This window comes from Quadrisphaera granulorum (genome assembly GCF_003149145.1).
In the GTDB taxonomy this organism is placed as follows: Bacteria; Actinomycetota; Actinomycetes; order Actinomycetales; family Quadrisphaeraceae; genus Quadrisphaera; species Quadrisphaera granulorum.
Genome location: NZ_QGDQ01000042.1, coordinates 1 through 25,332 on the forward strand (window position 1 = coordinate 1; position 25,332 = coordinate 25,332).

Here is a 25,332-nt window from a genome sequence, read left to right on the forward strand (position 1 = left end):
AACAGCGCTGCAACGCTGATCTTCTTCTCGTTGGGTGTGGAGATCACCGGGAAGGTACGACCCGCCCGGTCATCCACAGGTTCTGATCATTCCTCTCCGCCAGACTTCGTCCGCTCTCCCCGCATCACAGAGCTCCTCGACAAGCGGCGTCGATCCTCCTGATGCCCCTGCAGCCGGGATAGGGCGAGACGCCAGTCCTGTCCCGCGACCCCACCGGACCGGCCAGCCTCATCGGCTGCACATCGCTCGGCGCGCGAGTCGTCGTCAGGCACACCCCCAGGGTCGCTTCCGCACTTGTCGACCGATGCTCAGTCATCGCTCCGCCCCCGCGCACGAGGGGACTCGCCCGAGAGAGACTGAGGGCTGGCGCACCAGGCAGTTCCGCGCGGGCCCCTACCTGAGAGCGTGTAGAGGATCCCCGCAGATGACTCTGGGGCTCGATCACGCCGTCACAGGCGGTGACCACGGCTTGCGGCCAGGTCGCGGGAAAGCCCGGTCCAACATCACCCCGATCGACGCCAACTGATACTGACCCCGAGCATGATCAGCACGGCGCTCGTAGTCGCGAGCCAGACGCCGATGCCCGGTCATCCAGGCGTGGGTACGTTCGACGACCCACCGCCGCGCTGCCAGCGCGAACCCCCGCTTCGGCGCCGTGACTGCCTGCCCGCCAGGGCCCTCCTGACCTTCCTGGCTCGCCTGACCCTGCTGCTTGGGAACGACCTCCACCTGAACACCCATCTGCTGCGCGGCCTCGATGAACGTCTTCTTGTACCCCGCATCAGCCCAGACCAGCTCCAGATGCGCCCCGGCCTCACGGCCGACCGCCGCCTTCAGGACCTCGATGCCACCGGCGTTGTCCGAGACCCCCGCCCCAGTAATGACGATGTCGATGGGCCAGCCTTCGGTGTCCACCAGCAGGTGACGCTTACGCCCGTTGATCTTCTTGCCGCCGTCGTAGCCACGGGAGTCCGCCACACCACCGGGGCGGTTGCGGGTGAACTCAGCCTCGGAGCCGACCTGCTCGGGGCTGAGGCGTCCCACGGTGGGGGCTGCCTGGATCGACTGGGAGTCGATGATCCCCGCGGTCGGCAACGCTGCACGGGTGCGCCGGTGAGCAGCAGCTTCGCCCTCGCCCTCGCCCTCGCCCTCGCCCTCGTGGTCGCCCTCGCGGTGGCCATCGCGCCGCTGGCCAGCGGTGTCGCGCTCACCAGCGTCGCTGGTGCCCTCACCGTCGTGGTCGTCGTGGTCGTCGTGGTCGTCGTGGTCGTCGTGGTCGCCGGGAAGTGGGGTCTGGGGGCGGACTTCTTCGTGCAGGGCGTCCATCAAAGCGGTGAAGGTGCCGTCTTTGACCCAGGCGGCGAAGTAGTGGTGGACCAGGTCAAAGGGCGGGAAGTCATGTGGGAGGTAGCGCCACTGGCAGCCGGTGCGGTTCTGGTAGAGCAGGGCGTCGACGATCTCGCGGCGGTCGTAGACCGGCGGGCGTCCGCCGCGTCCGCCGGGGGTGGGGTCGGCCGGGGATGCCACGAAGGGGGCGACCTGTTCCCATTGGGCGTCGGTGAGGTCGATGGGGTAGGGCTTGATGCGACGCTGCAGCGCCGGGGAAGGCGTCATCACTCAACGTCACCACAGACTGCAGGGGCTGGCACCTCGAAGGGGATCCTCTACACGCTCTGATGGGCAGGGGCCTGCTGCGTTGACTCGCCCTCCCACCGCGCGACCTACTCTCGGGCGGTGACCACCTGGGAGGCAGTGATGTCGGCGGTCGGTCTCGCGCTCGGTGGTGATCGGGAGGGCGGACGGTCTGCACTACTGGCGTGCTGGCGGGAGACAGGCGACGCGGAGCAGGCACAACAGTGCGTTGTGGCGCACTACATCGCCGACCTCGAAGATCGCCTCAACGACGAGGTGGCATGGGACGAGCGGGCGCTCCTCGCATATAAGCACGTCGGCCGTGAGGACCTCGCCGCGGTCGGGATTCCTGACGCCGCGGGGTTGGCTCCCAGCCTGCACCTCAACCTCGGTGACGGGTACCTGCGTCAGGGACGGCCCTCTGAAGCCCTCGTCCAATGGGAAGCTGCTTTGGACGTCCAGCACGTGCTGGGCGATGACGGCTACGCGAACATGATTCGCAACGGGTTGGCCGCTCTGGAGGCCAAGCTGAATGCCCTCACGGGGTGAGTCAGGGCCTCAGGGTCATTGAGGGTCAACTGCTGGCGCCCTGCAACGCAGGGCCTCGCTGGGGCGTCGTTCCGCCAGAGCCCTGAGGAGGAGACATGCCGACCCCGCCCACACCTCGACGTCCCGGCCGGGCGTTGCTGGTGGTCACCGCCGCGTTGCTGGGCGCCGCGGGGCTGAGCCTGTGGGCCGCTCTCCCGCCCTCCCCACCGCCGGCGGCAGCGGAGCTCCCGCAGTGCCCAGCCGTCACCGTCGGCCAGGGAGAACCCTCACCGACGGCGTCGTCGTGCCTGTTCAGCGACGCCGCCGAGGAGGAAGGCGCCGAGCTGGTCGTCACCGCGCCCACCACCGAAGGCGACCCCATCCGGACCCATTACCGCCGCCTCCCGGGCCAGCCTGGCCTGGAGGTACTCGTCGACTCCACCAACGACAGGTTCGGCAGCGGCACGTGGACACGCCAGTCCTGCCCCGAGGCGATGTCCCTGAGTGACCTGGGGACGTGCACCGACTCCCCGTGACCGCCCCATCCGCTACGGCATCGAACGAGCAGCCGTCGCGGTGAAGACCGGACTCGAACCGACTCGCCCCGTGCTGAGGTTGGCGCTCACGTCCGGGGCACGGGTCACTGACACATCGACGGGCGCGGGTGTGGAGGCGTGCCGCAGGTGCAGGAAGTTCGCCGACCCGACCAGCGCCGTGACGCACCACGAGATCGCCACGTCGCTGGTCAGCGGGGCTCCCGGCGAGAACCACGTCCACACCGACAGCGCGGTTGCCGTCAGCACGGTGCCGGCCACCGCAGAGGCCGCCCCCGAGAGGTGCGCCTGCCGCAGCGACGGCCTGCCGATCCTGCGGAACGTCCAGCGCCGGTGCACCTCGTTCACGGCGAGGGTGGAGATGACGCTGGCCGCCACGCTGGACGTCGTGACGCCGTCATGGATCTGCGCGATGGCGAGAAAGACGAGCGAGTAGACGACGTTGCCGCTGCAGCCTGCGGCGATGAACTTCACGAGCGCCAGGAGGTCCTCCCGGGACCTGCGCTCGAACATCACACTCTCCTGGGGCAGTCGCGGAGGCCGCGACCAGCGACCGCCTCACAGCCTGCGACACCAGCGTGGTGCTGTCCTGTTGGAGCGCTGTCCACTTCCTGTGGGCCCGTTCACCAGCTCGTCGTCGCCTCCCGAGACGCTCAGGTCCAGGGAGGCGACGACGACGGCGACAGCGGCCGGCGGTCAGCCTCGCGCGGTAGCCATCTCCTCGCGCAGCAGCGCCGCGCCGGCGGACAGCGCGCTGAGCTTGCCCTGCGCGACGGACCTCGGCAGCGGTGCCATGCCGCAGTTGGTGCTCGGGATGAGGTTCTCGGCGTCGACGAACTCCAGAGCGTTCCGGAGCGTGGCGGCGACCTCCTCCGGGGTCTCGACGTCGTGGCTCGCCACGTCGATGGCGCCGAGCATGACCTTCTTGCCGCGGATCAGCTCGATGAGCTCCATTGGCACGTGGGAGTGGTGGCCCTCGAGGGAGACGATGTCGAGGGAGGACCGCTGCAACAGCGGGAAGGAGTGCTCGTACTGGCGCCACTCGGCGCCGAGCGTGGCCTTCCAGTCGTTGTTGGCCTTGATCCCGTAGCCGTAACAGATGTGGACGGCGGTCTGCGCGTGCAGACCCTCCGCGGCGCGCTCGAGCGCCGCGACGCCCCAGTCGCGCACCTCGTCGTGGAAGACGTTGAAGGCGGGCTCGTCGAACTGGACGATGTCGACCCCGGCCGCCTCCAGCTCGCGTGCCTCCTGGTTGAGGATCCTCGCGAACTCCCACGCCAGCTTCTCGCGGCTGCGGTAGTGGCGGTCGTACAGGGTGTCGACCATCGTCATCGGGCCGGGCAGGGCCCACTTGATGGGCTTGTCGGTCTGGCTGCGCAGGAACGTGGCGTCGTCGACGAAGACCGGCTTCTCACGGCTGACGGCGCCGACGACGGTCGGCACGCTCGCGTCGTAGCGGTCGCGGATGCGGACCGTCTCGCGCTGGGTGAAGTCGACCCCGGAGAGGTGCTCGATGAAGGTCGTGACGAAGTGCTGCCGGGTCTGCTCGCCGTCGCAGATGATGTCGAGGCCGCGGCGCTCCTGCTCCTGCACGGCGGCGCGCAGTGCGTCCTGTTTGCCCTCGACGAGCGTCTCGCCCGTGAGCTTCCACTCGGACCAGAGCTTCTCGGGCTCGGCGAGCCAGGACGGCTTGGGCAGGCTGCCGACGATGGCGGTGGTCAGGGGTCCCGACACGGCTGAAGACAGTGAAGTAGCGGTCACAGTGGTCAACTCTTCCCTGCTCAACCGACGAGCGCCGGGAAACCGGCAGCCCACTGCTGGAGTACGTCGCGGTGGGGCGTCATGAAGTGCTCCTCGGTGAAGCGGCCCTGCGTGACGGCAAGTCGGCTGCGCTCGTCGCGGTCGTACTCGATCTGGGTGCGTGAGAAGTCTTCCTCCGTGAGGCTCGGCCGGTAGGTGCCCCCCGCGGCGGAGTTCGCGTTGTAGATCTCCGGCCGGTAGATCTTCTGGAACGCCTCCATCGTGGCGATGGTGCCGATGAGCTGCAGGTTCGAGTAGTCGTTGAGGAGGTCTCCGCGGAAGTAGAACGCCAGCGGCGCCACTGCGCCGCGCGGCATGAAGTAGCGGGCGCCCAGGCCCATCTTCGCGAAGTACGCGTCGGTGAGGGAGAGCGCGTCGGCCTCGTACTCGACACCGAGGACGGGGTGGCGGTTCTCGCTACGGGTGTAGGTCCGGCTGGTCGAGACGCTGATGCAGATCACCGGTGACTGCGGGAAGCGCGCCCGGTAGACGTCGGAGTCGAGGAACGCCCGGAACAGCTTGCCGTGCAGGTCGCCGAAGTCGTCGGGGACGGTGAACCCCGGCGTCCCCGCGTTGACCGAGGGCAGCAGCACGCTGAAGTCGTAGTCGCGGACGTAGGAGGAGAAGTTGTTCCCCACGATGCCCTGGTGACGCGCGCCGGTCTGCCGGTCGACGATGCGGGGTTCCAGCACCTCCAGGAGCGGGAACGCCCGGTCTTCGCCCTCGTCGGCGAACTGCAGCTCGACGGAGACGATGTCCAGCTCGACCGTGTACCGGTCTCGGGCCGGGTTGTCCCAGTGCGCGAGGTCGTTGCACCGGCGGTCGATCATGGTCAGGACGCGGCGGAGGTTCTGCTGGCGCTGCTCTCCCCGGGCCAGGTTGGCGAAGTTTGTGGTGACCCGAGAGCTGGCGGCAGGCTCGTAGTCCTCGTCGAAGCGCGTGGTGGTGATGCTGAAGTCGAACCCGTGAGCCATGTGCGCTTACTCCCCAGCCTGGACCTGCCGCACCGGCCGATCCGGCCCGGTGGTGATCGACGCCCATCGTGGCGGCAGACGAGTGTCATCGTGTAACTCGACACGGGGATGGCTTTCTATAGTTTCTTTCTATGACTGGACGCTCCACACGGTCGACAGGGGTGACGCTGCAGCAGCTGTCGTACTTCATCGAGGTCGCCGCCGAGGGGTCGATCACCGCCGCTGCCGACGTGCTCTACGTCGCCCAGCCGACGCTGTCCGCAGCGATGAAGGAGCTCGAGGCCCGGGTGGGCCGGGCCCTCCTGATCCGTTCTGCCCGCGGGGTCACGCTCACCACCGACGGCGCCGAGTTCCTCGGCTACGCCAAGCAGGTCGTCGAGCAGGTCGCGCTCCTCGAGCAGCGATACCTCGGCAGGCCGCCGTCGCGACGCCTCCTGGGGGTGTCGACGCAGCACTACTCGTTCGCCGTGGACGCCTTCGTGCGGATGGTCCGGCGCACGGAGAGCGCCGAGTACGAGTTCTCCCTGAGGGAGACCCGCACCTGGGACATCATCGAAGACGTCCGCACCCTGCGCAGCGAGCTGGGCATCATCTACCGGAACGACTTCAACCGGGACGTCATCAACAAACTGCTACGAGACTCCGGCCTGGAGTTCCGGCCGCTCTTCCTCGCCGAGCCGCACATCTTCATCTCCCGGAAGAACCCGCTCGCCACCAAGGAACGCGTGACCCTGGCCGACCTGGCCGAGCTCCCGCGCCTCACCTTCGACCAGGGCGCCAATAACTCCTTCTACTTCTCCGAGGAGATCCTCTCCACGCTGTCGAGCGCGCGGGAGATCCGCGTCTCCGACCGCGCGACGATCTTCAACCTCATGATCGGGCTCGACGGGTACACGATCTCGACGGGGATCGTGAGCGACGACCTCGACCCAGCGATCACGGCCGTGCCGCTCGACGTCGACGAGCACATCGAGATCGGCTGGATCGGCCACTCCGCCATCCCCCTGACCGAGCAGGCGCAGCGCTATCTCGACGAGGTACGGGTGGTCGTCGCGGGATTCGGCGTGACGCTGCTCGGAGAGGCCTGACGGCGTTCCGACTGCAGGAGCGCCCACACCTGGGTGTCGTGGAACGTGTCTCCGCGACGCCACGTGCCGCGCAGCGTGCCCTCCAGCGTCATGCCCAGCCGCTGGGCGACGGCGGCGCTGCGGACGTTGTCGGCACGACAGCGCCACTCGGCCCGGTTCAGCCCCCGCTCCAGCAGCGCCCAGTCGAGCAGGCGTCCGACCGCCGCGCTGACCAGGCCCCGGCCTTCGGCGCCTGGCTCCAGCCAGCACCCGATCTCGCAGACACCCGAGGCCGCGCTGAACGCCACGAACATCACCCCGCCCACCAGCCGGCCCTCGCACCAGATGCCGTAGAGCCGGGCACCGTCGGTCGCGGTCGCGGTGGCGTAGCGCGACAGCGTCGCGGCAGCGCCCTCGACGGTGTCCGTGACGAACGACGGCCCCACCCAGGGCCGGATGTGCTCGCGAGCGCGGTCGAGGTGGTCGGCCAGCTCCTCGGTATGCCAGACCTCCAGCGGGCGCAGCTCGGCATCGGGACCGATCGACAGGCTGAACATGACCCCACCATCGCACAACAGTCGTTGTGTGATCGACACTCGGAGCATGAACGGTCCGAACGAGAGCGTGAGCGCCCGCCAGCAGCAGCGACGCGAAGACGTGGCGGCGGCCGTGTGGCGGGTCCTCGACAAGGCAGGGTTCGCAGGGTTGTCGATGCGGGCCGTCGCCGCGGAGCTGGACGCCACCACCGGCGTGGTGACGCACTACTTCCCCACCAAGCGCGCGCTGACGGCCTTCGCCCTGGAGCTGCTGTCCGAGCAGGGCGCTACTCGCACGCGGCGCCGCGCCGATCCCGGTCTGCCGGCGCTGCGTGCCGCGCTGATGGACATGCTCCCGCTGGACGACGCCTCGCAGACGGCCAACCGGATCTGGATCTCCTCCTGGGACGCCGCCCTGGCCGACCCCGGCCACGCAGCCGACCACGCCGAGCGCTACCGGGCCAGTCGCTCCAGGGTCCGCGAGCTGCTCGCATCAGTCCTCGACGAAGAGAAGGACGACGACGACGGGCGGCGCAGCACGCGCGGCGCCGCCGGAACGGAGCGGCGAGCCGAGGTGGTGCACGCCGCCGTGCTGGGCCTGGCCGTCCAGGCCGTGCTCGACCCCGACAGCTACCCGGCGCAGCGGCAGGTGGAACTGCTGGACGAGCTGCTGGCCCGCGTCGTCGTCCCCCTCACGCCACAGTGATCAGCGCGAGCCTTGCTGGTAGACGTCGGGGATCCCGTCGCCGTCGTCGTCGCGTGCTTCGAGCTGGGCGATGCGCCGGTAGTAGCGGTTCCGCGGCCCGAGCACCGCGGCCGCCAGCAGAGCGGCGATCAGCGTTCCGGTGAGCACCCCCACCGTGACGTGCTCGCCGCGCACCGACCCGGCGCCGAAGGCCAGCTCACCGATGAGCAGGGACACCGTGAAGCCGATGCCGGCCAGCAGGGACAGGCCGACGACGTCGGGCCAGCGCAGGTCGTCGTCGAGCTGGGCACGGGTGAACCGGCTGACCAGCCACGTCGCGCCCGCGACACCGAGGGGCTTGCCCAGCACGAGCCCCGCGACGATGCCGAGGGCCACGGTGTCGGTGAGCGACGCTGTCAGCCCCGAGAGACCGCCGATCGTCACGCCGGCGGAGAAGAAGGCGAACACCGGCACCGCAACGCCCGCCGAGAGCGGGCGGATGCGGTGCTCGAAGTGCTCGGCCAGCCCAGGACCGGCGTCCGGACCGCCGGCCGCCTCGCTGCGCAGCACGGGGACGGTGAAGGCAAGCAGCACCGCCGCGACCGTGGCGTGCACCCCCGAGGCGTGCACGAGCGCCCACGTGGTCACGGCCAGCGGCAGCAGCAGCCACCAGCTGCGGACCCGCCGCTGGACGAGCAGCCCGAACAGCCCGAGCGGCACGAGCGCCAGCAGCAGCGGCACGAAGGACAGCGAGACCGTGTAGAAGACGGCGATGATCGTGATGGCCAGCAGGTCGTCGACGATGGCGAGCGTCAGCAGGAACGTGCGCAGTGCCGTCGGCAGGTGGGTGCTGATGACGGCGAGCACCGCCAGGGCGAAGGCGATGTCCGTGGCCGTGGGGATGGCCCACCCGACCAGCGCGTCAGGGCTGTGCAGGTTCACCAGCACGAAGATGACGGCGGGCACCGCCATGCCGCCGACGGCAGCGGCCACGGGCAGCACCGCCTTGCGCGGGTCGCGCAGGTCACCGGCGACGAACTCGCGCTTGAGCTCTAGCCCCGCGACGAAGAAGAAGATCGCCAACAGTCCGTCGGCGGCCCAGGTGCCGAGGCTGAGGTCGAGGTGCAGGGCCGACGGCCCGACCACCGTGTCGCGCAGCCCCGTGTACGCCGGCGCCCACGGGGAGTTAGCCCACACGAGCGCGATCACGGCACCGGCGATGAGCAGCACTCCGCCGACGGTCTCCTGACGTAGGAGATCGGCGATCCTCACCGCCTCGGCGTAGGTGCCGCGGGCGAAGAGTCGGACTGGAGTGGGCACGGTGGCTCCCGGGAGGTTCGGGGGTCGACGGCGGACCTGCCGACCAGACTTCCCGGCACACCTGATCCCAGGGTATCGACGCAGCGGCCCCGTGACTGGTCAGCGAGCGTCAGCGCGCCTCAGCGCGGCGCCGTCGTCCTCGTTGCACCACTCCCCCCGTCCCTTCCGCACCCCCTCCTTCTCGCACTTTCCGCGGCAAGTGCGAGAAGGAGGGGGGTGGGAAGAGCACTTGCCGCGGAAAGTGCGGAAAGGACGGGGGCTAGGCGGCGGGCCGCCGCAACGACCGGGCGTGCGACCTCAACGACCACAGCGACACCGTCAGCGAGGTGAGGTCCAGCGGGGCGTCGTGGTCCTCGGAGCGGACCGCGATGTCTCGGAACCTCTCGCGCATGGCCGTGACGTGGTCCGTCAGCACGGGAGCGCCGTCCGCGGCGGAGCACTCGCGCAGCAGTGCCTCGGTGAGTTCGCGGTGCACGCTGTAGAGGTCGTCGCGCAGGGAGGCTCGCGCCAGCACCTGCCACCTGTCGTCGCGGGGCAGCGCGCTGATCCCCTGCAGCAGCGTCTCGAGGTCGTAGGCCCGCGAGATCTCGAACCACGCGTGCGCGACCCTGTCGACACTGCCGATGCCGTGCTCGTCCCGCGTGGCGATGTCGATGATCTCCAGCAGGGGGAAGAGGTCGAGGAGGGTCGCCGTGCGGCGGGCCTCGTCGGCGGGCACCCCCAGCGCCACGAGCTCCTCGGCCTCGCGCTCGACCGTCCGCAGGTCCTCGCCACCGATGAGACCGTCGACCGCCGGGGCGAGCCGGGCGACCTCGGCAGCGAACCGCTCGACCTCGGCGGGCACGTCGATGCCCTCGGGCCGGGTGTGCAGCAGCCAGCGGACCGACCTGTCGAGCAGCCGGTGGTGCACGGACCGCATGCGTGATTGCGCGGCCACCGACACCTTCCCGTCGAGGGCCTCCACCGCGGCGGCGCGCTCGGGCAGACCGAACACCCTGGCGGCCACTACGAAGGCCCTCACGACGTCGGCAGGCTCAGCGCCGGTCTCCTCCGCGGCGCGGAACGCGAACGTCAGCCCGCCCAGGCCCACGACGCGGTTGATCAGGACGGTGGTGGCGATCTCCCGGCGCAGCGGGTGGTCGGCCAGGTGGTCGGCGAACCGCTCGCCGAGCTCCGCCGGGAAGTAGCTGCGCAGCGTCGCCGTGACCCACTCCTCGTCGGGCAACGAGCTGCTCAGCACCGCACGCCCGAGCGTGATCTTGGCGTGGGCGATGAGCACCGACAGCTCCGGCATCGTCAGCCCGCCACCGTCACGGGCCCGGCGGTCGAGCTCGGCCGGGGTGGGCAGCGCCTCCAGCTGGAGGTCGACGGCGCCGACGCGGACCAGCTCGTCCAGGAAGCGGCGGTGCGCAGGCAGCAGCGCGGGAGCCAGCGCCCCCTCGACGCTGAGCGCGACGTTCTGGTCGTAGTTGTCGCGCAGCACGAGGCGGCCGACCTCGTCGGTCATCCGCAGCAGGGTCGCGTTGCGCTCGGCGGCGTCCAGCTGCCCCTGGGCCACGAGCTGGTCCAGGAGGATCTTGATGTTGACCTCGTGGTCGCTGCAGTCGACGCCTGCGGAGTTGTCGATGGCGTCGGTGTTGAGCTTGACGCCCCGGCCCCCGCCACCGAGTTGACCACCGAGCTGACCACCGAGTTGCGCGGCCTCGATGCGCCCGCGCTGAGTCAGGCCGAGGTTGCCGCCCTCGCCGACCACCCGAGCGCGCAGGTCACGGCCGTCGATGCGGATGGCGTCGTTGGCCTTGTCACCGACCTCGGCGTGGCTCTCGGTGGAAGCCTTGACGTAGGTGCCGATGCCGCCGTTCCAGAACAGGTCCACCGGAGCTGCCAGCACGGCACGCAGGAGGTCGACCGGAGACATCGACGTCGTCGCGGGGTCCAGGCCCAGCCGGCGCGCCACCTGGGGCGTGACCGGCACGGACTTGGCCGTGCGCGGGTAGACGCCCCCGCCCTCGGACAGCAGGGAGGTGTCGTAGTCGGCCCACGAGGAGCGCGGCAGGGCGAACAGGCGGGCGCGCTCGGCGTGGGAGACCGCCGGGTCGGGGTCCGGGTCGAGGAAGACGTGCCGGTGGTCGAACGCGGCGACCAACCGGATCTGCTCCGACAGCAGCATCCCGTTGCCGAAGACGTCGCCGCTCATGTCACCGACACCGACCACCGTGAACGGCTGGGTCTGGGTGTCGTGCCCGAGCTCACGGAAGTGACGGCGCACGCTCTCCCACGCACCGCGGGCGGTGATGCCCATCGCCTTGTGGTCGTAGCCGACCGACCCGCCCGACGCGAACGCGTCACCGAGCCAGAAACCTCGCTCGAGGGCGATCGCGTTGGCGGTGTCGGAGAACGTCGCGGTGCCCTTGTCGGCCGCGACGACGAGGTAGTAGTCGTCGCCGTCGTACCTGACGACACCCTTCGGGGGCACCACCACCCGGACCGGACGGCCGTCCTCCCCCTCAGTGGTGCGCAGGTCGTCGGTGACGTCGAGCAGACCGGCAATGAAGGTCCGGTAGCTGGCGACGCCCTCGGCCCACCAGGCGTCCCGGTCGACGGCCGGGTCGGGCAGCTGCTTGGCCACGAAGCCGCCCTTGGCGCCGGTCGGCACGATGACCGCGTTCTTGACGATCTGCGCCTTGACCAGGCCCAGCACCTCGGTGCGGAAGTCCTCGCGGCGGTCCGACCAGCGCAGCCCACCACGGGCGACCTCGCCGAAGCGCAGGTGCACCCCTTCGACGCGCGGGGAGTACACCCAGATCTCAGCGTGCGGCGCCGGGTCGGGCATGCCCGCCACGAGCCGCGGCGACAGCTTGAACGACAGGTGCGATTGTCCGCCGTCGCCCTGCTGGTTGGGCTCGTTGGGCTGGTAGGCGTTGGTCCTCACGACGGCGTCCACCACCGACAGCAGCGAGCGCAGCACGCGGTCGGCGTCGAGGCTGGCGACCCCGTCGATGGCGGCGCGCAGCTCCTCCCGCAGCGCCTCGACGAGCTCGGCCCGTCCCTCCTCGCGGCCTTGGCGCAGCGGGGCGAAGCGCGCTTCGAAGAGACGCACGAGCAGCCGCACGACGTCCGTCGAGGACAGGAGGATCTCGGCGACGCCCTCCGGGGTGTAGGCGAGCCCGACCTGCCGCAGGTACTTCGTCCACGCTCGCAGCAGGGCGACCTGACGCCACGTGAGCCCGGCGCTCAGCACCAGGCGGTCGAGGGAGTCGGTCTCGGCGAGGCCCCGGCTGACCGCGGCGTAGGCGTCGCAGAACCGGCGCCCGAGCACCTCCGCATCCGCGTCGGCACCGGTGCTCGTGTCGGTGCTGGACTGCGGGAACCGCAGCCGCAGGTCCTCGATCCACACCCGCCGGCCGTCGACGTCCTGGAAGCGGTGCGGGACCTCCTCCAGCACCTCCACCCCGAGGTTGGTGAGCACCGGCATCATCGAGCTCAGCGTCTCCGGGTGGGAGCGGTAGAACACCAGGCGCCGGTCGGTCGGCAGGTCGTCGTCGGTGCGTCGCAGCTCCAGGACGGGCCCGTCGTCAGGGCCGTCGAGCACCTGCTGGCACCGCCTCAGGTCCACGAGGGCGTCGGCGGGCGCGGTGGCCGAGCGGTAGGAGTCCGGGATGCCGTCCACCCACCGGGCCACGAGCTCCTCGTCGCCAGGCTCGGCGTCATAAGAGCCCTCCGTCGACGCGGAAGCCTGCGCGACCAGCACCAGGGCGTCCTGCCAGGAGCGGGTGAGCGCCGCGACCGACCGCTCGAGGGCGGCGCGGTCGAGGAGGTTCGGGTCGAGCAGGCGCTCACCCGGGCGCGCGCGGACGACGAAGTGCAGCCGCGCGAGCACCGACTCCGACACCTGCAGCGTCTGCTCGACCTCAGCGCCGCCCAACGCCTCCAGCAGGCGCTGCCCGACGCGGTGACCGACACCGGTGGTGTACCGGTCGCGCGGCAGGTACACCAGGCAGGAGACCACCCGGTCCTGACGCTCGTAGCGCAGGAAGAGCCGCGTCTTGCGGCGCTCCTTGAGGTCGAGCACCGCGAGCGAGGTCTCGGTGATCCAGGTCTCGTCGGCCTGCAGCAGCTCGTCGCGCGGGAGGGTCTCGAGCACGCTGATGAGGTCGCGCCCCGAGTGGTCCTGCGACCTGACGCCGGCGCGCCGCAGCACCGTGCGCACCTTGTCCGCGACGACGGGCACCTCCAGCACCGGCTCGCTGCGCGCCGAGGAGGTGAACAGCCCCAGGAACCGGTGCTCCCGGACCACGCGGCCCTCGCCGTCCACGAGGCGCACCGCGACGCAGTCGAGGTGGGAGGGACGGTGGACGGTCGCCCGGGCTGCTGCCTTCCACACGGCCAGCACGGGCGCATGACCTGCGCCCTCGCCAGCGCCTGAGCTGCCTGAGGTGCCCGAGGTGCCTGAGGTGTCTGAGGTGGTGGTCACGGTCTCGGCTTCCAGGCCCCGCCGGGCCGGTCGGAACCTCGACACGCCCAGAGCGCCGTTGACGCGCCCGTCGAGGACCGTGCGGCCCGACCCGTCGTCCAGCACGCGCGCGTCGTAGACCCGGTGCCCCAGGAAGGTGAACCTGTCCTGCACCATCCAGGACAGGAAGGCCGCCGCCTGCCGGCGCTCGGCCTCGTCGCCGCCGGCGGCCGGGTCCTCAATGAGGGCGATGGCCAGCGCCTGCGCCCGGCGCCGCATCGCCTCCCAGTCCTGCACGGCCGCTCGCACGTCGCGCAGCACGCCGCTGACGGCGTCGACCAGCCGGACGCCACCCGGGTCGTCACCGTCGAGGCTGACCTCCGCGGAGATGTGGCTCTCGGTGAGGAAGCCGTCGCCCGCGTCGTCGCCGCCGGCGGCCGCACGGGCCTCGAGGAGCCGACCGGTTCCGTCGCGCCGCACGTGGAAGCGCGGGTGCGACAGCCGCCGGATCGACCTGCCGGAGTGCGCCAGGGCGGCGAGCACGCTGTCGACGAGGAACGGCATGTCGTCGGTCACGATGCGCACCGTCGTCGTCCCCGAGGACACCGTCGCGCCCTGGCGGTCCTCCGCCCACACCCGGGCCTGCCCCGGCTCCCGCACCGCGTCGAGGACCCCGTCCGTCCGTGCTCCCGGTGCTGCCAGCTGTGACATCTCCACGACCCCTGCTTACTCCTCGTCCAGCCCGCCCCGACACTCCGGTGTGCCGAAGGGCAGGGTCCACTGTGCCCTGCACTCGTCGGTGCTCGTCGGGCTGCCCCTACGAGGGACGCCCACCACCCAGCCTGCCCCGCCTCAGCGGCACGCGCCGAGGAATGAACCGTCCGAGAGTCGTCCGAGAGGACGACGACGACGGGGCGCAGCTCTGGCAGGGTGGTCGCTCGTGCCCGACAGCCCTGCAAGCCCAGCCAGCCCGGGCAGCGCAGCCAGGCGCACGCCTCGCGGTGGCGCACCGCACCCCGGACGGGTCATCGCGGGCGGTTTCGCCGCCGCCATCGCCGTCGGCACCCTGCTGCTGGCGCTGCCGTTCGCCCACACCGACGGCAGCGTCGACGCGGTCGTGGCGCTGTTCACCGCCACGTCGGCGGTGTCGGTCACGGGCCTGTCCATCGTGGACACGGGCACTGCGTGGACCGCCTACGGGCACGTGGTGATCATGCTGCTGGTGCAGCTCGGGGGCCTGGGCATCACGACGGCGGCCACGCTCATCGCGCTGCTGCTCTCGCGACGGCTCGGGTTGCGCGCGCGGCTCGTGGCGCAGGCGGAGTCACGTTCGTTGAGCGCCGGCGACATCCGGACGGTCATCCGCAGCGTCTTCGTCTTCAGCCTCGCCTCGGAGGCCGTCGTCGCCGTCCTGCTCTTCGGCAAGTGGGCACTCCTCGACGGAGACCCGCTGCTGCGCACCGCGTGGCGGTCGGTGTTCTACGCCGTGATGTCGTTCAACAACGCTGGCTTCTCGCTCGCGAGCGACAGCCTGGTCCAGTACGCCGACGACCCAGGCACCCTGCTCATCCTCTGCGCCGCGACGCTGCTGGGCGGGCTCGGGTTCCCCGTCGTCTTCGAGCTGGCGCGCGGCGGGTTCCGGCGCGGTGGGTGGCGGCACCCCCGCTCCTGGTCGGTGCTGACCCGCGTCACCGTGACCGTCACGCTGACCTTGCTCGCTGTCGGCACCGCGCTCATGGCGCTGTTCGAGGTGCCCAACCCGCGCACCCTCGGTGCGCTCGACCCCGTCGACGCCGTCGTGGGTGCCTTCACGCTGGCCGTCATGGCCGGCTCGGCGGGCTTCAATGCCATCGACATCGGCGCCATGACGCCGGAGGGGATGCTCGTCACCGACGTCCTGATGTTCATCGGCGGCGGCTCAGCGAGCACCGCCGGCGGCATCAAGGTCACGACGTTCGGCCTGCTCGCCGCGGTGCTGTGGGCCGAGCTGCGCGGCAACGAGGACGTCGAGATCGGCCGTCGGCGCGTACCCGCCGCCACCCAGCGGCAGGCCCTCGCGGTCGCACTGCTCGGCATCGGCATCGTCATCGTCGGCACGCTGGCGCTGCACACCACCACCGAGCAGCCCACCGACATCGTGCTCTTCGAAGCCGTCTCCGCCTTCGGCACGGTGGGGCTGTCCACAGGCGTCACCGCGGACCTGCCGACGGCGGCACACGTCGTCATCGTCGTGCTCATGTACATCGGGCGCATCGGCCCGCTGACTCTGGCCTCCGCGCTCGCCCTGCGCGAGCGCGCGAAGCTCCACCAGCTCCCCGAGGAGAGGATGATCGTTGGCTAGGCGAGCAGATCCCGTCGTCGTCCTGGGCCTGGGCCGCTTCGGCACCGCCCTCGCGCTCGAGCTGCACCGCGGCGGCACGGAGGTGTTGGGCATCGATGCCCGCGCCGACGTCGTCCAGTCGCTGTCAGGCGTGCTTCCGCAGGTCGTCACGGCGGACACCACCGTGGTCGAGGCGCTGCGGGAGATCGGCGTGCAGGACTTCCCGCGCGCCGTCGTCGGCATCGGCACGCACCTCGAGGCGAGCATCCTCACCACGGCCGGGCTGGTCGACCTGGAGATCCCCACCATCTGGGCGAAGGCGCTGTCCGACCAGCACGCCACCATCCTGCGACGGGTGGGCGCACACCACGTGGTGCTGCCGGAGCAGCAGATGGGCGAGCGGGTGGCGCACCTGGTGTCCGGGCGCATGGAGGACTGGGTGGAGCTGGGCCCGCAGTGGGTGCTGGCCAAGACCAAGCCGCCGCGCGACCTGGTCGGTGTGCCGCTCGGTGATTCCAAGCTGCGCTCGCGACACCACGTGACCGTCGTGTCGGTGAAGCCGGAAGGCTCGAACCAGTACACGCACGCGGGGTACGACACGGTGCTCAGCTACGGCTCGGTCATCGTCATCGCGGGGAAGCCCTCGGACGTGGAGAAGTTCGTCGAGCTCGACTGATGCCTGGCCCGCCACTGCTCGCCAGAACCCGGTACCGCGGGTAGCGTGTAACTCCTCAGGACGGTTCGACGAGGAGGTCGGCGTGCTTTCAGGGCGCGACGTGGTGTTCGTGGACGGTGTCCGCACACCGTTCGGCAGAGCAGGCGACAAGGGGATGTACGCGCAGACCCGCGCCGACGACATGGTCGTCCGCCTGCTGCGCGAGATCCTGCGCCGCAACCCGTCCCTGCCGCCGGAGCGCATCGACGAGGTGGCCATCGCCGCCACCACGCAGGAGGGCGACCAGGGCCTCACGCTCGGTCGCAGCGCCGGCATGCTGGCGGGCCTGCCGCAGTCGGTGCCCGGGTTCGCCATCGACAGGATGTGCGCGGGAGCCATGACCGCGGTGACGACGACGGCGTCGGGCATCGCGGCCGGCGCCTACGACGCGGTGCTCGCGGGCGGCGTCGAACACATGGGCCGCCACCCCCTCGGCGCGAACTTCGCGCCGAACCCGCGCTTCGTCGCGGACAGGGTGGTCGACGGCGACGCCCTCGTCATGGGCCGCACCGCCGAGAACATCCACGACCGATACCCGCACCTGACCCGCGAGCGCGCAGACGCGTTCGCTGCGGCCTCACAGGCCAAGCTGGCCGCCGCGTACGAGCGCGGCGACGTCCAGCCAGACCTCGTGCCGATGGCCACGCGCCACTCCCAGCGCGGGTGGGGCCTGGCGACGGCGGACGAACCGCCCCGCCCGGGCACCACCGTGGAGCAGCTCGCAGGCCTGAAGACCCCGTTCCGCCCGCACGGTCGCGTGACGGCGGGCAACGCGGCGGGCCTCAACGACGGCGCCACGCTGTGCCTGCTGGCCTCCGGCGAGACCGCCGCAGAGCTGGGCCTGCCGGTGGCGATGCGGCTGGCGGGCTTCGCGTTCGCCGGCGTCGACCCGGCGGTCATGGGCATCGGCCCGGTGCCCGCCACGGAGAAGCTGCTGGCCAAGACGGGCCTGTCCATCGACGACATCGGCCTGTTCGAGCTCAACGAGGCCTTCGCCGTGCAGGTGCTGGCCTTCACCGACCACTTCGGGATCGATGACGACGACGAGCGCGTCAACCCGTGGGGCGGCGCCATCGCCGTCGGCCACCCACTGGCCAGCTCCGGCGTGCGGCTCATGACGCAGTTGGCGCGGCAGTTCGCCCAGCGCCCCGACGTCCGCTACGGCCTCACCGCCATGTGCGTGGGTCTCGGCCAGGGCGGCGCGGTCCTGTGGGAGAACCCGCACTTCAACGGCGGCACTGAGACGGGCACTGAGACGAAGGAGGTGGCGGCATGACCGAGCTCGCTGTGCGTCCGGAAGACCTGGTGGACCCGAACGGGTCCGAGCGCGTGACGTTCTTCCCCTGGCAGGAGGTGCCGCTCGACCCGCGGCGCGGGTCCAGCGCAGGCACCCTCGCGCTGATCACGATGGACAACTCGCCGGACGCCCCCGATGACTTCTCGCGTCCCACCACGCTGGGCCCGGCAGGCCTGCTGCAGCTGAGGGCCACCCTCGACGAGGTCGAGGCGGCCGTGGCCGAGGGGCCCGTCGTCGCCGTCGCCATCACGGGCAAGCCCTTCGTGTTTGCCGTCGGCGCCGACCTCAAGGACGTCGCCCGCATCCGCTCCACCGCGGAGGCCCGTGCGGTGGCCAAGCACGGCCACGACCAGCTGCGCCGCCTCGGCGAGCTGGGGGTGCCGAGCTTCGCGTTCATCAACGGCCCGGCCATGGGCGGCGGCTTCGAAGTGGCGCTGCACTGCACGTACCGCACCGCCTCGTCGGTGGCGCGCGGGCTGGCGCTGCCCGAGGTCGCGCTCGGGCTGGTGCCCGGGTGGGGCGGCACGCACCTGCTGCCGGCGCTCATCGGCATCGAGAAGGCCGTGCAGGTGATCATCGCCAACCCCGCCTCGCAGAAGACGCTCACGGCGCAGCAGGCGCTGGAGCTGGGCGTCGTCGACGTCGTCCTCGACTCCCCCGACTTCCTCGAGGAGTCCCTGCGGTGGGCGGCGCGGGTGGTCAACGGCGAGGTCGTCGTCGAGCGTCCCGAGGTCAGCCGCGACCAGCGGCTCTGGGACGGCGTGCTCGCGGCAGCACGGGCCTCCGTCGACGCGAAGCTCCACGGGGCGGCGCCCGCGCCGTACAAGGCGCTGGAGCTGCTGGCCCGCGCCCGCACCGATGTCGGGCCGGAGGGACGTGAGGCGGCGTTTGCCGCCGAGGACGACGCCCTCGCCGAGCTGATCATGACCGACGAGTTCCGCTCCGGCGTGTACTCCTTCGACCTCGTGCAGCGCAGGGCCAAGAAGCCCGCCGGTGCCCCCGACCCGAAGCTCGCACGGCCGGTCGGCAAGGTCGGCGTCGTGGGCGCCGGGCTCATGGCCAGCCAGCTGGCGCTGGTGTTCGCGCGGCAGCTGAAGGTGCCCGTCGTCCTCACCGACCTCGACGAGGCCCGGGTGGCCAAGGGCGTGGCGTGGGTGCACGGCGAGATCGCCAAGCTCCGCGAGAAGGGACGCCTCTCGGACGGCGCTGCGCAGCGGCTCACGGCCAACGTCACCGGCACGACCGACAGCGCGGCGGCGTTCGCGGACGCCGACCTCGTCATCGAGGCGGTCTTCGAGGAGCTGTCCGTCAAGCAGGACGTGTTCCGCACCGTCGAGAAGGTCGTGCGCGAGGACTGCGTGCTCATGACCAACACCTCCTCGCTGTCGGTGACGGCGATGGCGTCGGTGCTGGAGCACCCCGAGCGCCTCGTCGGGTTCCACTTCTTCAACCCGGTGGCCGTGATGCCGCTGGTGGAGGTCGTGCGCACGACGGGAGCCACGCCCACGGACGACGTCACGCTGGCCACGGCCTTCGCCGTCGGCAAGGGGCTGCGCAAGTCGTGCGTGCTCGTCCAGGACGCCCCCGCCTTCGTGGTGAACCGGCTGCTCACGCGGTTCATGAGCGAGGCAAGCGTCGTCGTCGACGAGGGGACGCCGGTGGAGGTGGCCGAGGCCGCGCTCGACTCCCTCGGCCTGCCGATGAGCAACTTCGAGCTGCTCGGCCTCGTGGGTCCCGCGGTGGCGCTGCACGTGGCGGAGTCGCTGCACGCGGCGTTCCCGGAGCGGTTCCCGGTCTCGGCGAACCTGCGGCGCATCGTCGAGGCCGGTCTGCCGGGCGTGTACGAGAAGGGCACGCGCACGCTCACCGAGGCCGCGCGCGAGGTGCTGGTGCTCGGCGACTCGCCGTCCACCGAGGAACAGGTGCGCGAGCGCGTGCTCGAGGCCCTGGCCGACGAGGCACGCCGGATGCTCGACGAGGGCGTGGTCTCCGACCCGCGCGACATCGACCTGTGCCTGCAGCTGGGCGCAGGCTGGCCTGCGCACCTCGGCGGAATCCTGCCGCTGCTCGACAGGACCGGAGTGGCCGAGCGCGTCACCGGTCAGCGGTTCCTGCCGCGCGGCGTGGCGTCCGTCCCCGCCTGACCCCCTCACCCCCTCCGTGATCATGGGCAGTCGGCCACCTCAGAGTGGCCAACTGCCCATGATCACGGAGGGGGCGGGGCCGTCGCGTCGGTGGGGCGGTGCATGCTGGCGGCGTGACCGAGGACTTCAACACGCGCGTCATCCGAGAGTTCCGCGAGAACGACGGCCGCGTTGGCCCGCCGTTCGAGGGCGCGCCGATGATCCTCGTGCACCACCGCGGCCGCCGCTCGGGCACCGAGCACGTGGCACCGCTCGTGTTCCAGCAGGTCGATGCTGCGTTCGCGGTCTTCGCCTCCAAGGGCGGTGCCCCCGTCCACCCCCAGTGGTACGCCAACCTCCTGGCCAACCCCGACACCACCGCTGAGGTCGGCGCCGAGCACGGCGGACGTGAGGTCCCGGTCCGTGCACGCGAGCTGCACGGCGAGGAGCGCGCCGGGGTGTGGGAGGAGCAGAAGCGCCGCATGCCCGGGTTCGCCGACTACGAGGTGAAGGCCGCCCCGCGGGTCATCCCCGTGGTGCTGCTCGAGCCCCGCTGAGGACCGCCGAGAGAGGCACCCGATGTCCCGCCGCTTCACCCAGGTCGACGTCTTCACGCGGGAGCTGACGCGCGGCAACGCCGTCGCCGTCGTCCACGACGCCGACGATCTCGACGACGACGCAATGCGCGCCTTCGCCCGCTGGACCCAGCTGTCCGAGACGACGTTCCTGCTCGCCCCCACCCCCGAGGGCGCAGCCGCCGGCGCCGACTACCGCGTACGGATCTTCACGCCCGGCAGCGAGCTGCCCTTCGCCGGGCACCCCACGCTCGGTTCCGCCCGCGCCTGGCTGGAGGCGGGCGGCGTCCCGCAGCGCGAGGGCGTGGTGGTGCAGGAGTGCGGTGCCGGGCTGGTCGCCGTCCGCCGCTCCGTGGCTCAGGACGACGACGGCGACGGCGACGAGGTGCTCGCCTTCGAGGCGCCGCCGCTGAGGCGCAGCGGCCCCGTCGACCCGGCCGACCTCGCGGCAGCCGCAGCGTCCGTGGGCGTCCGCACCGAGGACGTCGTCGACGCCGCGTGGGTGGACAACGGCCCCGGCTGGGTGGCGCTGCTGCTGACCGACGCCGCCGCGGTGCTCGCGGCGAGCACCAGCACCGCGAGCGGCGAGGGAGGTCGCGCTGACGGGCCCTCCGCCATCGGCGTGATCGGCCCATACCGCGACGGCACCGGCCCGGGCGGCGCAGCGGTCGAGGTGCGCGCCTTCTTCCGCGAGTTCGGCACCTGGGGAGAGGACTCGGTGACCGGCAGCCTCAACGCCGGCCTCGGGCAGTGGCTCACCGCAGGAGGCGCCGGCGCCGTCCTGCCGGCTCGCTACACCGCGTCGCAGGGCGCGGCGCTCGGGCGGAGCGGCCACGTCCATGTTGCTCGGGAGGGTGACGGCGTCTGGGTGGGCGGGGCGACAGTGGTCGGGGTCAGCGGTTCCGTCGCCCTGTGAGTGACGAGCCGGCGTCGCGAAACGCCCGCTGCGCGGGCAGGGCGGCCGCTGGAGCGACGGGCCCGTCATCGGCGCTGCCATCGTCGTCGCTGTTGTCGCCGTCGTTGAGGACTGCTCTGTCCCGCCCGGCGCGCTTGGCACGGTAGAGCGCCTCGTCGGCGGCCCGGTAGAGGCCCTCGAGGTCTGCGGCGTTCACCGGTGAGTGCGCGGCGCCCACGCTCACCGTCAGGGGCACCTCGCGCCCGTCGCCCAGGACGAGCGGCGCCGCGCGGACGTCGACCACCACGTGTTCGGCCACCGCCGCCGCCTCCGCCGGCGAGCGGCCGGGCAGCAGCGCCGCCAGCTCGTCACCACCGAGGCGCGACACCACGGCGTCCGGGCCACAGGCCCGCGCCAGCACCCTTCCGACGTGCGTGATGGCCGCGTCACCGACCGGGTGACCCCAGGTGTCGTTGACGCTCTTGAACTTGTCGATGTCGACGATGACCAGCGCGTTCCCGCACGCCGCGGCCGTGCCTTCGAGTGCGGACCGCAACGCCTCGTCGAGCACACGGCGGGTCACCAGACCGGTGAGCGGGTCGATCGCCGCCTGGCGCTGCAGCTCGGCGACAAGGCTGTCGGTGCGGTCCTGCCCGCGCGAGACGAGCCACGTGACCAGCACCACGAACGCCGCGACGTTGACGCCGTCCACCAGCGCGCGGTCCAGCGGCAGCAGCATGGTCACGACGACGGCGAGACCCACCAGACTCACGCCAGCGGTGAACCACGCGGCCCGGGACGGCAGCTGAGCGGCGGCCACCAGTGGCGGCACGAGGAAGAAGACGAGTCCGGTGGCAGTCGCATCACCCGTGACCAGGTCGGCAACCACGATGACCCCGACCGCCGAGAGCAGCATGGCCGCCCACGAGCGCCCCCGCGGGATCCACCCGCGCAGGCACGCGACGCCACCGAACGCGCAGACAGCACCGGCCGCGCCCACCACCGACAACGCCGCTGCGTGGTCGGCGATGGGAACGGCTGTCAAGAGCATGAGGAGCGCACTCGCCACCAGGGCAGTGCCCAGCCAGCGGGCTGCCTCGGCTGGTCGACGAGGGGTGAAAGCTCTCACATCACCGGATCGGCACGGGCTGCCCGCATCTCGATCACCCGGTGGTGTGACGATGGGCGCCGTGAGCCGCCCCTCCCCTGCTGTCGCCTTGGTCACCTGCTCGGAAGTGCCCCACCTCGATGACGAGGGCCAGCACCTGCTCGTGGCTCTCCGTGGCCGCGGCGTCGACGCACGGCCGGTGGTCTGGGACGACGCGGCCGTCGACTGGGCCGCGCTCGACCTCGCCGTCGTGAGGTCCACCTGGGACTACGCCCCGCGGCGCGAGGAGTTCCTCGCCTGGGCGCGGCGGGCGTCGTCGTCGTCGGTCCTCCTCAACCCGCTGCCGCTGCTGGAGTGGTCCACCGACAAGCACTACCTCGCCGAGCTGGAGGCGGTCGGGCTGCCCGTGGTACCCAGCGCGTTCGTGGAGGTCGGCGACGGTGAGAGCCACCCCTACCTCGACGTCGAGCACGTGGTGAAGCCCGCGGTCTCGGCGGGCTCGCGCGACACGCTGCGCCTCGGCGCGCACGAGCCCGACCGCTCGCGCGCCCATGTCGGTGCGGTGCACGCCGGCGGTCGCTCCGTGCTCGTCCAGCCCTACCTCGCCGCCGTCGACGAGGTCGGCGAGACGGCGCTGGTCTTCCTCGACGGCACGCTCAGTCACGCGATGCGCAAGGCAGCGCTGCTGCCGGCCGGCGGTGAGCTCGTGGAAGGTCTCTTCGCCGAGGAGGAGATGACCCCGAGGGAACCGTCGGCTGCCGAGGTCGAGGTCGGGCTGGCCGTCATGGCCGAGGTCACCCGCCGGGCCCGCGAGGCGGGCGTAGCCGCTCCGCTGTACGCCCGGGTGGACCTGCTGCCCGACGACGACGGCGCCCCGCGCGTGCTGGAACTGGAGCTCGTGGAGCCGTCGCTGTTCCTCGACCACGCCCCGGGGTCGGCCGAGCGGCTCGCCGAAGCGGTGCTGCACCGGCTGCCCCACTGACGCTGTACCGCCCCGCCATCGATCCTCGGGGGACGCGGACTGGCCCCGCGCGACCGCACTGAGCACTATGGCGGGGTGGCCGGAGGCTTGCTGCATCAGCTCTGGAGGGATCTCCAGGGAAACCCGGCCGACCTCCGCACCATCCGCGTCAGCGGCACGACAGGCCTGACGAGCCCCTTGCCGGTCGAGGCTCTCGCCGTGGCCACGGCCACGGTGCACCGGCTGGCGGCGGTTGGCCCGTCGGGCGCCGCCCTTGATCCCGGAGCGCCTCCTCCGGTTGATGGGCAGCTCACCGTCGACGCCCGCCACGTCACGGCCGACTTCTGCAGCGAGGCGCTGCTACGCCTCGACGGCCAGCCCGCCAGGGGTGGCTTCGCTCCGCTGTCGCGGTTCTGGCCGACAGCGGACGGATGGGTGCGGGTGCACGCGAACTACCCCCACCACCGCGCGGCCCTGCTCGACGCCCTCGGGCTGGACGACGACGGCGACGACGCCGGCCCCGCAACGCAGGATGCGGTGCGCCGTGCTCTTCTCGAGCGTCAGGCGCACGAGGTCGAAGACGCTGTCGTCACCGCCGGCGGTGTCGCCGCGGCGGTACGCACCCCCCACGAGTGGGCTGCCTCGCCGATGGGCACTGCGCTGGCGGGTACACCGGTGGTGGACCTGCACTGCGTCGACTCCCCCGGTATCGACTCCCCCGGTAACGACTCACCCGGTACCGGCACGAGCAGCAGGGAGATGGCCCGTGGCATCCAGGGCGCCCGGGTGCTCGACCTGACGCGCGTCATCGCCGGGCCCACGGCGACGAGGGCTCTGGCGGCGTGGGGAGCCGACGTCCTGCGGATCGATCCACCGCACCTGCCGGAGGCGCGTGAGTCGCTGCTCGAGACAGGTCCGGGCAAGCGGTGGGCGCAGCTCGACATTGCCTCCGCACGCGGCAGGGAGCGACTGGAGGGGCTCCTGGCCGCCGCCGACGTGCTCGTACACGGGTACCGGCCGGGCGCTCTGGCTCGGCTGGGGCTCGGCGAGGAGGAGCTGGCCGAGCGCCACCCGCACCTCGTGGTGGCATCGCTGTCGGCGTGGGGCCAGCGAGGGCCGTGGGCGCAGCGGCGTGGGTTCGACTCCATCGTCCAGGCCGCCAGCGGCATCGCCGTGATGACCGGAGCCGCCGACGGCACGCCCGGCACGCTGCCCGTGCAGGCCCTCGACCACGGCGCCGGGCACCTCCTCGCCGCGGCGGTGATGCGTGGCCTGGTGCTGCGCCATTCCTCGCCGGCTGCGTCGTGGCACGCCCACGTGTCGCTGGCCGGGCTGGCGCGGTGGCTGCTCAGCCAGCAGGTCTCCTCCGAGGCGGCGCCCGTCGGGGAGCGACTCAGGGCCTCGGACCTGGAGCGCTACCTCGTCGACCTGCCCTCCCCGGAGGGCACCGTGACGGTGGTGAGGCCCTTGGGTGCCCCCGCCTGGTCCGCCGGGTTGACCCCTTCGAACCCCGTCTGGCTGTCCACCCCTCCCTGACTCCCCCGTGATCATGGACCTCCGGAGCACTGTCCGCCGTGATCATGGGCAGTCGGCCACCCCTCGGCGATCGACAGGGCGACTCACTGGCGTCGCACCAACCAGCCCCCCTCCTTGACGATCAAGGAAGTTCTGCACGCAGGCGTGCAGAACTTCCTTGAACGGCTCTGGCCGGGGGCCGTCTCGGAGGAGGAAAATGGGGGCGGGTCGGGGCGGTTCGACGTCGGTGACGATTGGTGCTGACGAGCCCGTC

20 protein-coding genes are annotated in these 25,332 nt (G+C 71.6%); 12 read left to right on the forward strand and 8 right to left on the reverse strand.

The window, feature by feature from the left end; translation table 11 throughout:
- Positions 1-441: 441 nt before the first annotated feature.
- Complete coding sequence (locus BXY45_RS21290) at positions 442-1,614, reverse strand: transposase (protein ID WP_109776545.1); 1,173 nt, start codon at positions 1,612-1,614, stop codon at positions 442-444.
- A gap of 120 nt (positions 1,615-1,734) precedes the next feature.
- On the opposite strand from BXY45_RS21290, the gene BXY45_RS21295 reads away from it, so the two are divergent.
- The gene (locus BXY45_RS21295; RefSeq protein ID WP_109776546.1) at positions 1,735-2,181 is read left to right on the forward strand and encodes a hypothetical protein; all 447 of its coding nucleotides are present in this window, start codon (positions 1,735-1,737) and stop codon (positions 2,179-2,181) included.
- Positions 2,182-2,276: 95 nt separating this feature from the next.
- Entirely contained in the window at positions 2,277-2,696 is a 420-nt protein-coding gene (locus BXY45_RS21300) for a hypothetical protein (protein WP_146211313.1), read from the forward strand.
- 12 nt (positions 2,697-2,708) lie between these two features.
- Here the strand turns inward: BXY45_RS21300 and BXY45_RS21305 are convergent, their stop codons facing one another.
- The 3 genes from BXY45_RS21305 to BXY45_RS21315 form a co-directional block, all read right to left on the reverse strand.
- Positions 2,709-3,227, reverse strand: a complete 519-nt coding sequence (locus BXY45_RS21305; protein WP_109776548.1) for a GtrA family protein — start codon at positions 3,225-3,227, stop codon at positions 2,709-2,711.
- Between the two features lie 183 nt (positions 3,228-3,410).
- Entirely contained in the window at positions 3,411-4,448 is a 1,038-nt protein-coding gene (locus BXY45_RS21310; protein WP_109776549.1) for a methionine synthase, read from the reverse strand.
- 47 nt (positions 4,449-4,495) lie between these two features.
- Positions 4,496-5,488 (reverse strand): DUF1852 domain-containing protein, encoded by a 993-nt coding sequence (locus BXY45_RS21315; RefSeq protein ID WP_109776550.1) that lies wholly within the window; start codon positions 5,486-5,488, stop codon positions 4,496-4,498.
- A gap of 131 nt (positions 5,489-5,619) precedes the next feature.
- On the opposite strand from BXY45_RS21315, the gene BXY45_RS21320 reads away from it, so the two are divergent.
- On the forward strand, positions 5,620-6,576 hold the full coding sequence (locus BXY45_RS21320) for a LysR family transcriptional regulator (RefSeq protein ID WP_109776551.1): 957 nt from the start codon (positions 5,620-5,622) through the stop codon (positions 6,574-6,576).
- Here BXY45_RS21320 and BXY45_RS21325 read toward each other — a convergent pair.
- Positions 6,513-7,112 (reverse strand): GNAT family N-acetyltransferase, encoded by a 600-nt coding sequence (locus BXY45_RS21325; RefSeq protein ID WP_109776552.1) that lies wholly within the window; start codon positions 7,110-7,112, stop codon positions 6,513-6,515. The genes BXY45_RS21320 and BXY45_RS21325 overlap by 64 nt on opposite strands.
- Positions 7,113-7,158: 46 nt before the next feature.
- Between BXY45_RS21325 and BXY45_RS21330 the strand changes: the two genes are divergently transcribed.
- A complete protein-coding gene (locus BXY45_RS21330) occupies positions 7,159-7,797 on the forward strand; it encodes a TetR/AcrR family transcriptional regulator (RefSeq protein WP_109776562.1) in 639 nt (212 codons plus the stop codon).
- On the opposite strand, the gene nhaA is transcribed toward BXY45_RS21330, so the two are convergent.
- Complete coding sequence (gene nhaA, locus BXY45_RS21335) at positions 7,798-9,096, reverse strand: Na+/H+ antiporter NhaA (protein WP_109776553.1); 1,299 nt, start codon at positions 9,094-9,096, stop codon at positions 7,798-7,800.
- Between the two features lie 259 nt (positions 9,097-9,355).
- Complete coding sequence (locus tag BXY45_RS21340; protein WP_245961966.1) at positions 9,356-14,260, reverse strand: NAD-glutamate dehydrogenase; 4,905 nt, start codon at positions 14,258-14,260, stop codon at positions 9,356-9,358.
- Between the two features lie 229 nt (positions 14,261-14,489).
- On the opposite strand from BXY45_RS21340, the gene BXY45_RS21345 reads away from it, so the two are divergent.
- The 6 genes from BXY45_RS21345 to BXY45_RS21370 all read left to right on the forward strand — a co-directional run bounded on the left by BXY45_RS21345 (position 14,490) and on the right by BXY45_RS21370 (position 21,495).
- Positions 14,490-15,890, forward strand: coding sequence for a TrkH family potassium uptake protein (locus BXY45_RS21345; protein WP_211319821.1), 1,401 nt, complete (start codon positions 14,490-14,492; stop codon positions 15,888-15,890).
- Positions 15,883-16,545, forward strand: a complete 663-nt coding sequence (locus tag BXY45_RS21350; protein ID WP_109776555.1) for a potassium channel family protein — start codon at positions 15,883-15,885, stop codon at positions 16,543-16,545. The genes BXY45_RS21345 and BXY45_RS21350 overlap by 8 nt, the downstream gene beginning before the upstream one ends.
- A gap of 82 nt (positions 16,546-16,627) precedes the next feature.
- The gene (locus tag BXY45_RS21355) at positions 16,628-17,860 is read left to right on the forward strand and encodes a thiolase family protein (RefSeq protein WP_109776556.1); all 1,233 of its coding nucleotides are present in this window, start codon (positions 16,628-16,630) and stop codon (positions 17,858-17,860) included.
- A gap of 131 nt (positions 17,861-17,991) precedes the next feature.
- The gene (locus BXY45_RS21360) at positions 17,992-20,025 is read left to right on the forward strand and encodes a 3-hydroxyacyl-CoA dehydrogenase NAD-binding domain-containing protein (protein ID WP_342799600.1); all 2,034 of its coding nucleotides are present in this window, start codon (positions 17,992-17,994) and stop codon (positions 20,023-20,025) included.
- A gap of 113 nt (positions 20,026-20,138) precedes the next feature.
- Complete coding sequence (locus BXY45_RS21365) at positions 20,139-20,561, forward strand: nitroreductase/quinone reductase family protein (protein WP_109776558.1); 423 nt, start codon at positions 20,139-20,141, stop codon at positions 20,559-20,561.
- Positions 20,562-20,583: 22 nt separating this feature from the next.
- A complete protein-coding gene (locus tag BXY45_RS21370; RefSeq protein WP_109776559.1) occupies positions 20,584-21,495 on the forward strand; it encodes a PhzF family phenazine biosynthesis protein in 912 nt (303 codons plus the stop codon).
- On the opposite strand, the gene BXY45_RS21375 is transcribed toward BXY45_RS21370, so the two are convergent.
- Positions 21,473-22,525 carry a GGDEF domain-containing protein gene (locus tag BXY45_RS21375; RefSeq protein WP_146211314.1) on the reverse strand — a complete coding sequence of 351 codons (1,053 nt, stop codon included), beginning with the start codon at positions 22,523-22,525 and terminating at the stop codon, positions 21,473-21,475. The genes BXY45_RS21370 and BXY45_RS21375 overlap by 23 nt on opposite strands.
- A gap of 139 nt (positions 22,526-22,664) precedes the next feature.
- Here BXY45_RS21375 and BXY45_RS21380 point away from each other — a divergent pair, with 139 nt between their 5' ends.
- Together BXY45_RS21380 and BXY45_RS21385 are read left to right on the forward strand one after the other, a co-directional pair.
- Positions 22,665-23,564 carry an ATP-grasp domain-containing protein gene (locus BXY45_RS21380; protein WP_211319822.1) on the forward strand — a complete coding sequence of 300 codons (900 nt, stop codon included), beginning with the start codon at positions 22,665-22,667 and terminating at the stop codon, positions 23,562-23,564.
- Between the two features lie 198 nt (positions 23,565-23,762).
- Positions 23,763-25,079, forward strand: coding sequence for a CoA transferase (locus tag BXY45_RS21385; protein ID WP_146211315.1), 1,317 nt, complete (start codon positions 23,763-23,765; stop codon positions 25,077-25,079).
- The last annotated feature ends 253 nt before the right edge of the window (positions 25,080-25,332 follow it).

Excerpts from the sequence above, each read along its gene's own strand:
- BXY45_RS21290 (WP_109776545.1), bottom strand. The coding sequence starts at position 1,614 with ATGACGCCTTCCCCGGCGCTGCAGCGTCGCATCAAGCCCTACCCCATC.
- BXY45_RS21330 (WP_109776562.1), top strand. The coding sequence starts at position 7,159 with ATGAACGGTCCGAACGAGAGCGTGAGCGCCCGCCAGCAGCAGCGACGC.
- BXY45_RS21300 (WP_146211313.1), top strand. The coding sequence starts at position 2,277 with ATGCCGACCCCGCCCACACCTCGACGTCCCGGCCGGGCGTTGCTGGTG.
- BXY45_RS21370 (WP_109776559.1), top strand. The coding sequence starts at position 20,584 with ATGTCCCGCCGCTTCACCCAGGTCGACGTCTTCACGCGGGAGCTGACG.
- BXY45_RS21375 (WP_146211314.1), bottom strand. The coding sequence starts at position 22,525 with ATGCTCTTGACAGCCGTTCCCATCGCCGACCACGCAGCGGCGTTGTCG.
- BXY45_RS21360 (WP_342799600.1), top strand. The coding sequence starts at position 17,992 with ATGGACAACTCGCCGGACGCCCCCGATGACTTCTCGCGTCCCACCACG.
- BXY45_RS21315 (WP_109776550.1), bottom strand. The coding sequence starts at position 5,488 with ATGGCTCACGGGTTCGACTTCAGCATCACCACCACGCGCTTCGACGAG.
- BXY45_RS21325 (WP_109776552.1), bottom strand. The coding sequence starts at position 7,112 with ATGTTCAGCCTGTCGATCGGTCCCGATGCCGAGCTGCGCCCGCTGGAG.
- BXY45_RS21320 (WP_109776551.1), top strand. The coding sequence starts at position 5,620 with ATGACTGGACGCTCCACACGGTCGACAGGGGTGACGCTGCAGCAGCTG.
- BXY45_RS21305 (WP_109776548.1), bottom strand. The coding sequence starts at position 3,227 with ATGTTCGAGCGCAGGTCCCGGGAGGACCTCCTGGCGCTCGTGAAGTTC.
- BXY45_RS21340 (WP_245961966.1), bottom strand. The coding sequence starts at position 14,260 with ATGTCACAGCTGGCAGCACCGGGAGCACGGACGGACGGGGTCCTCGAC.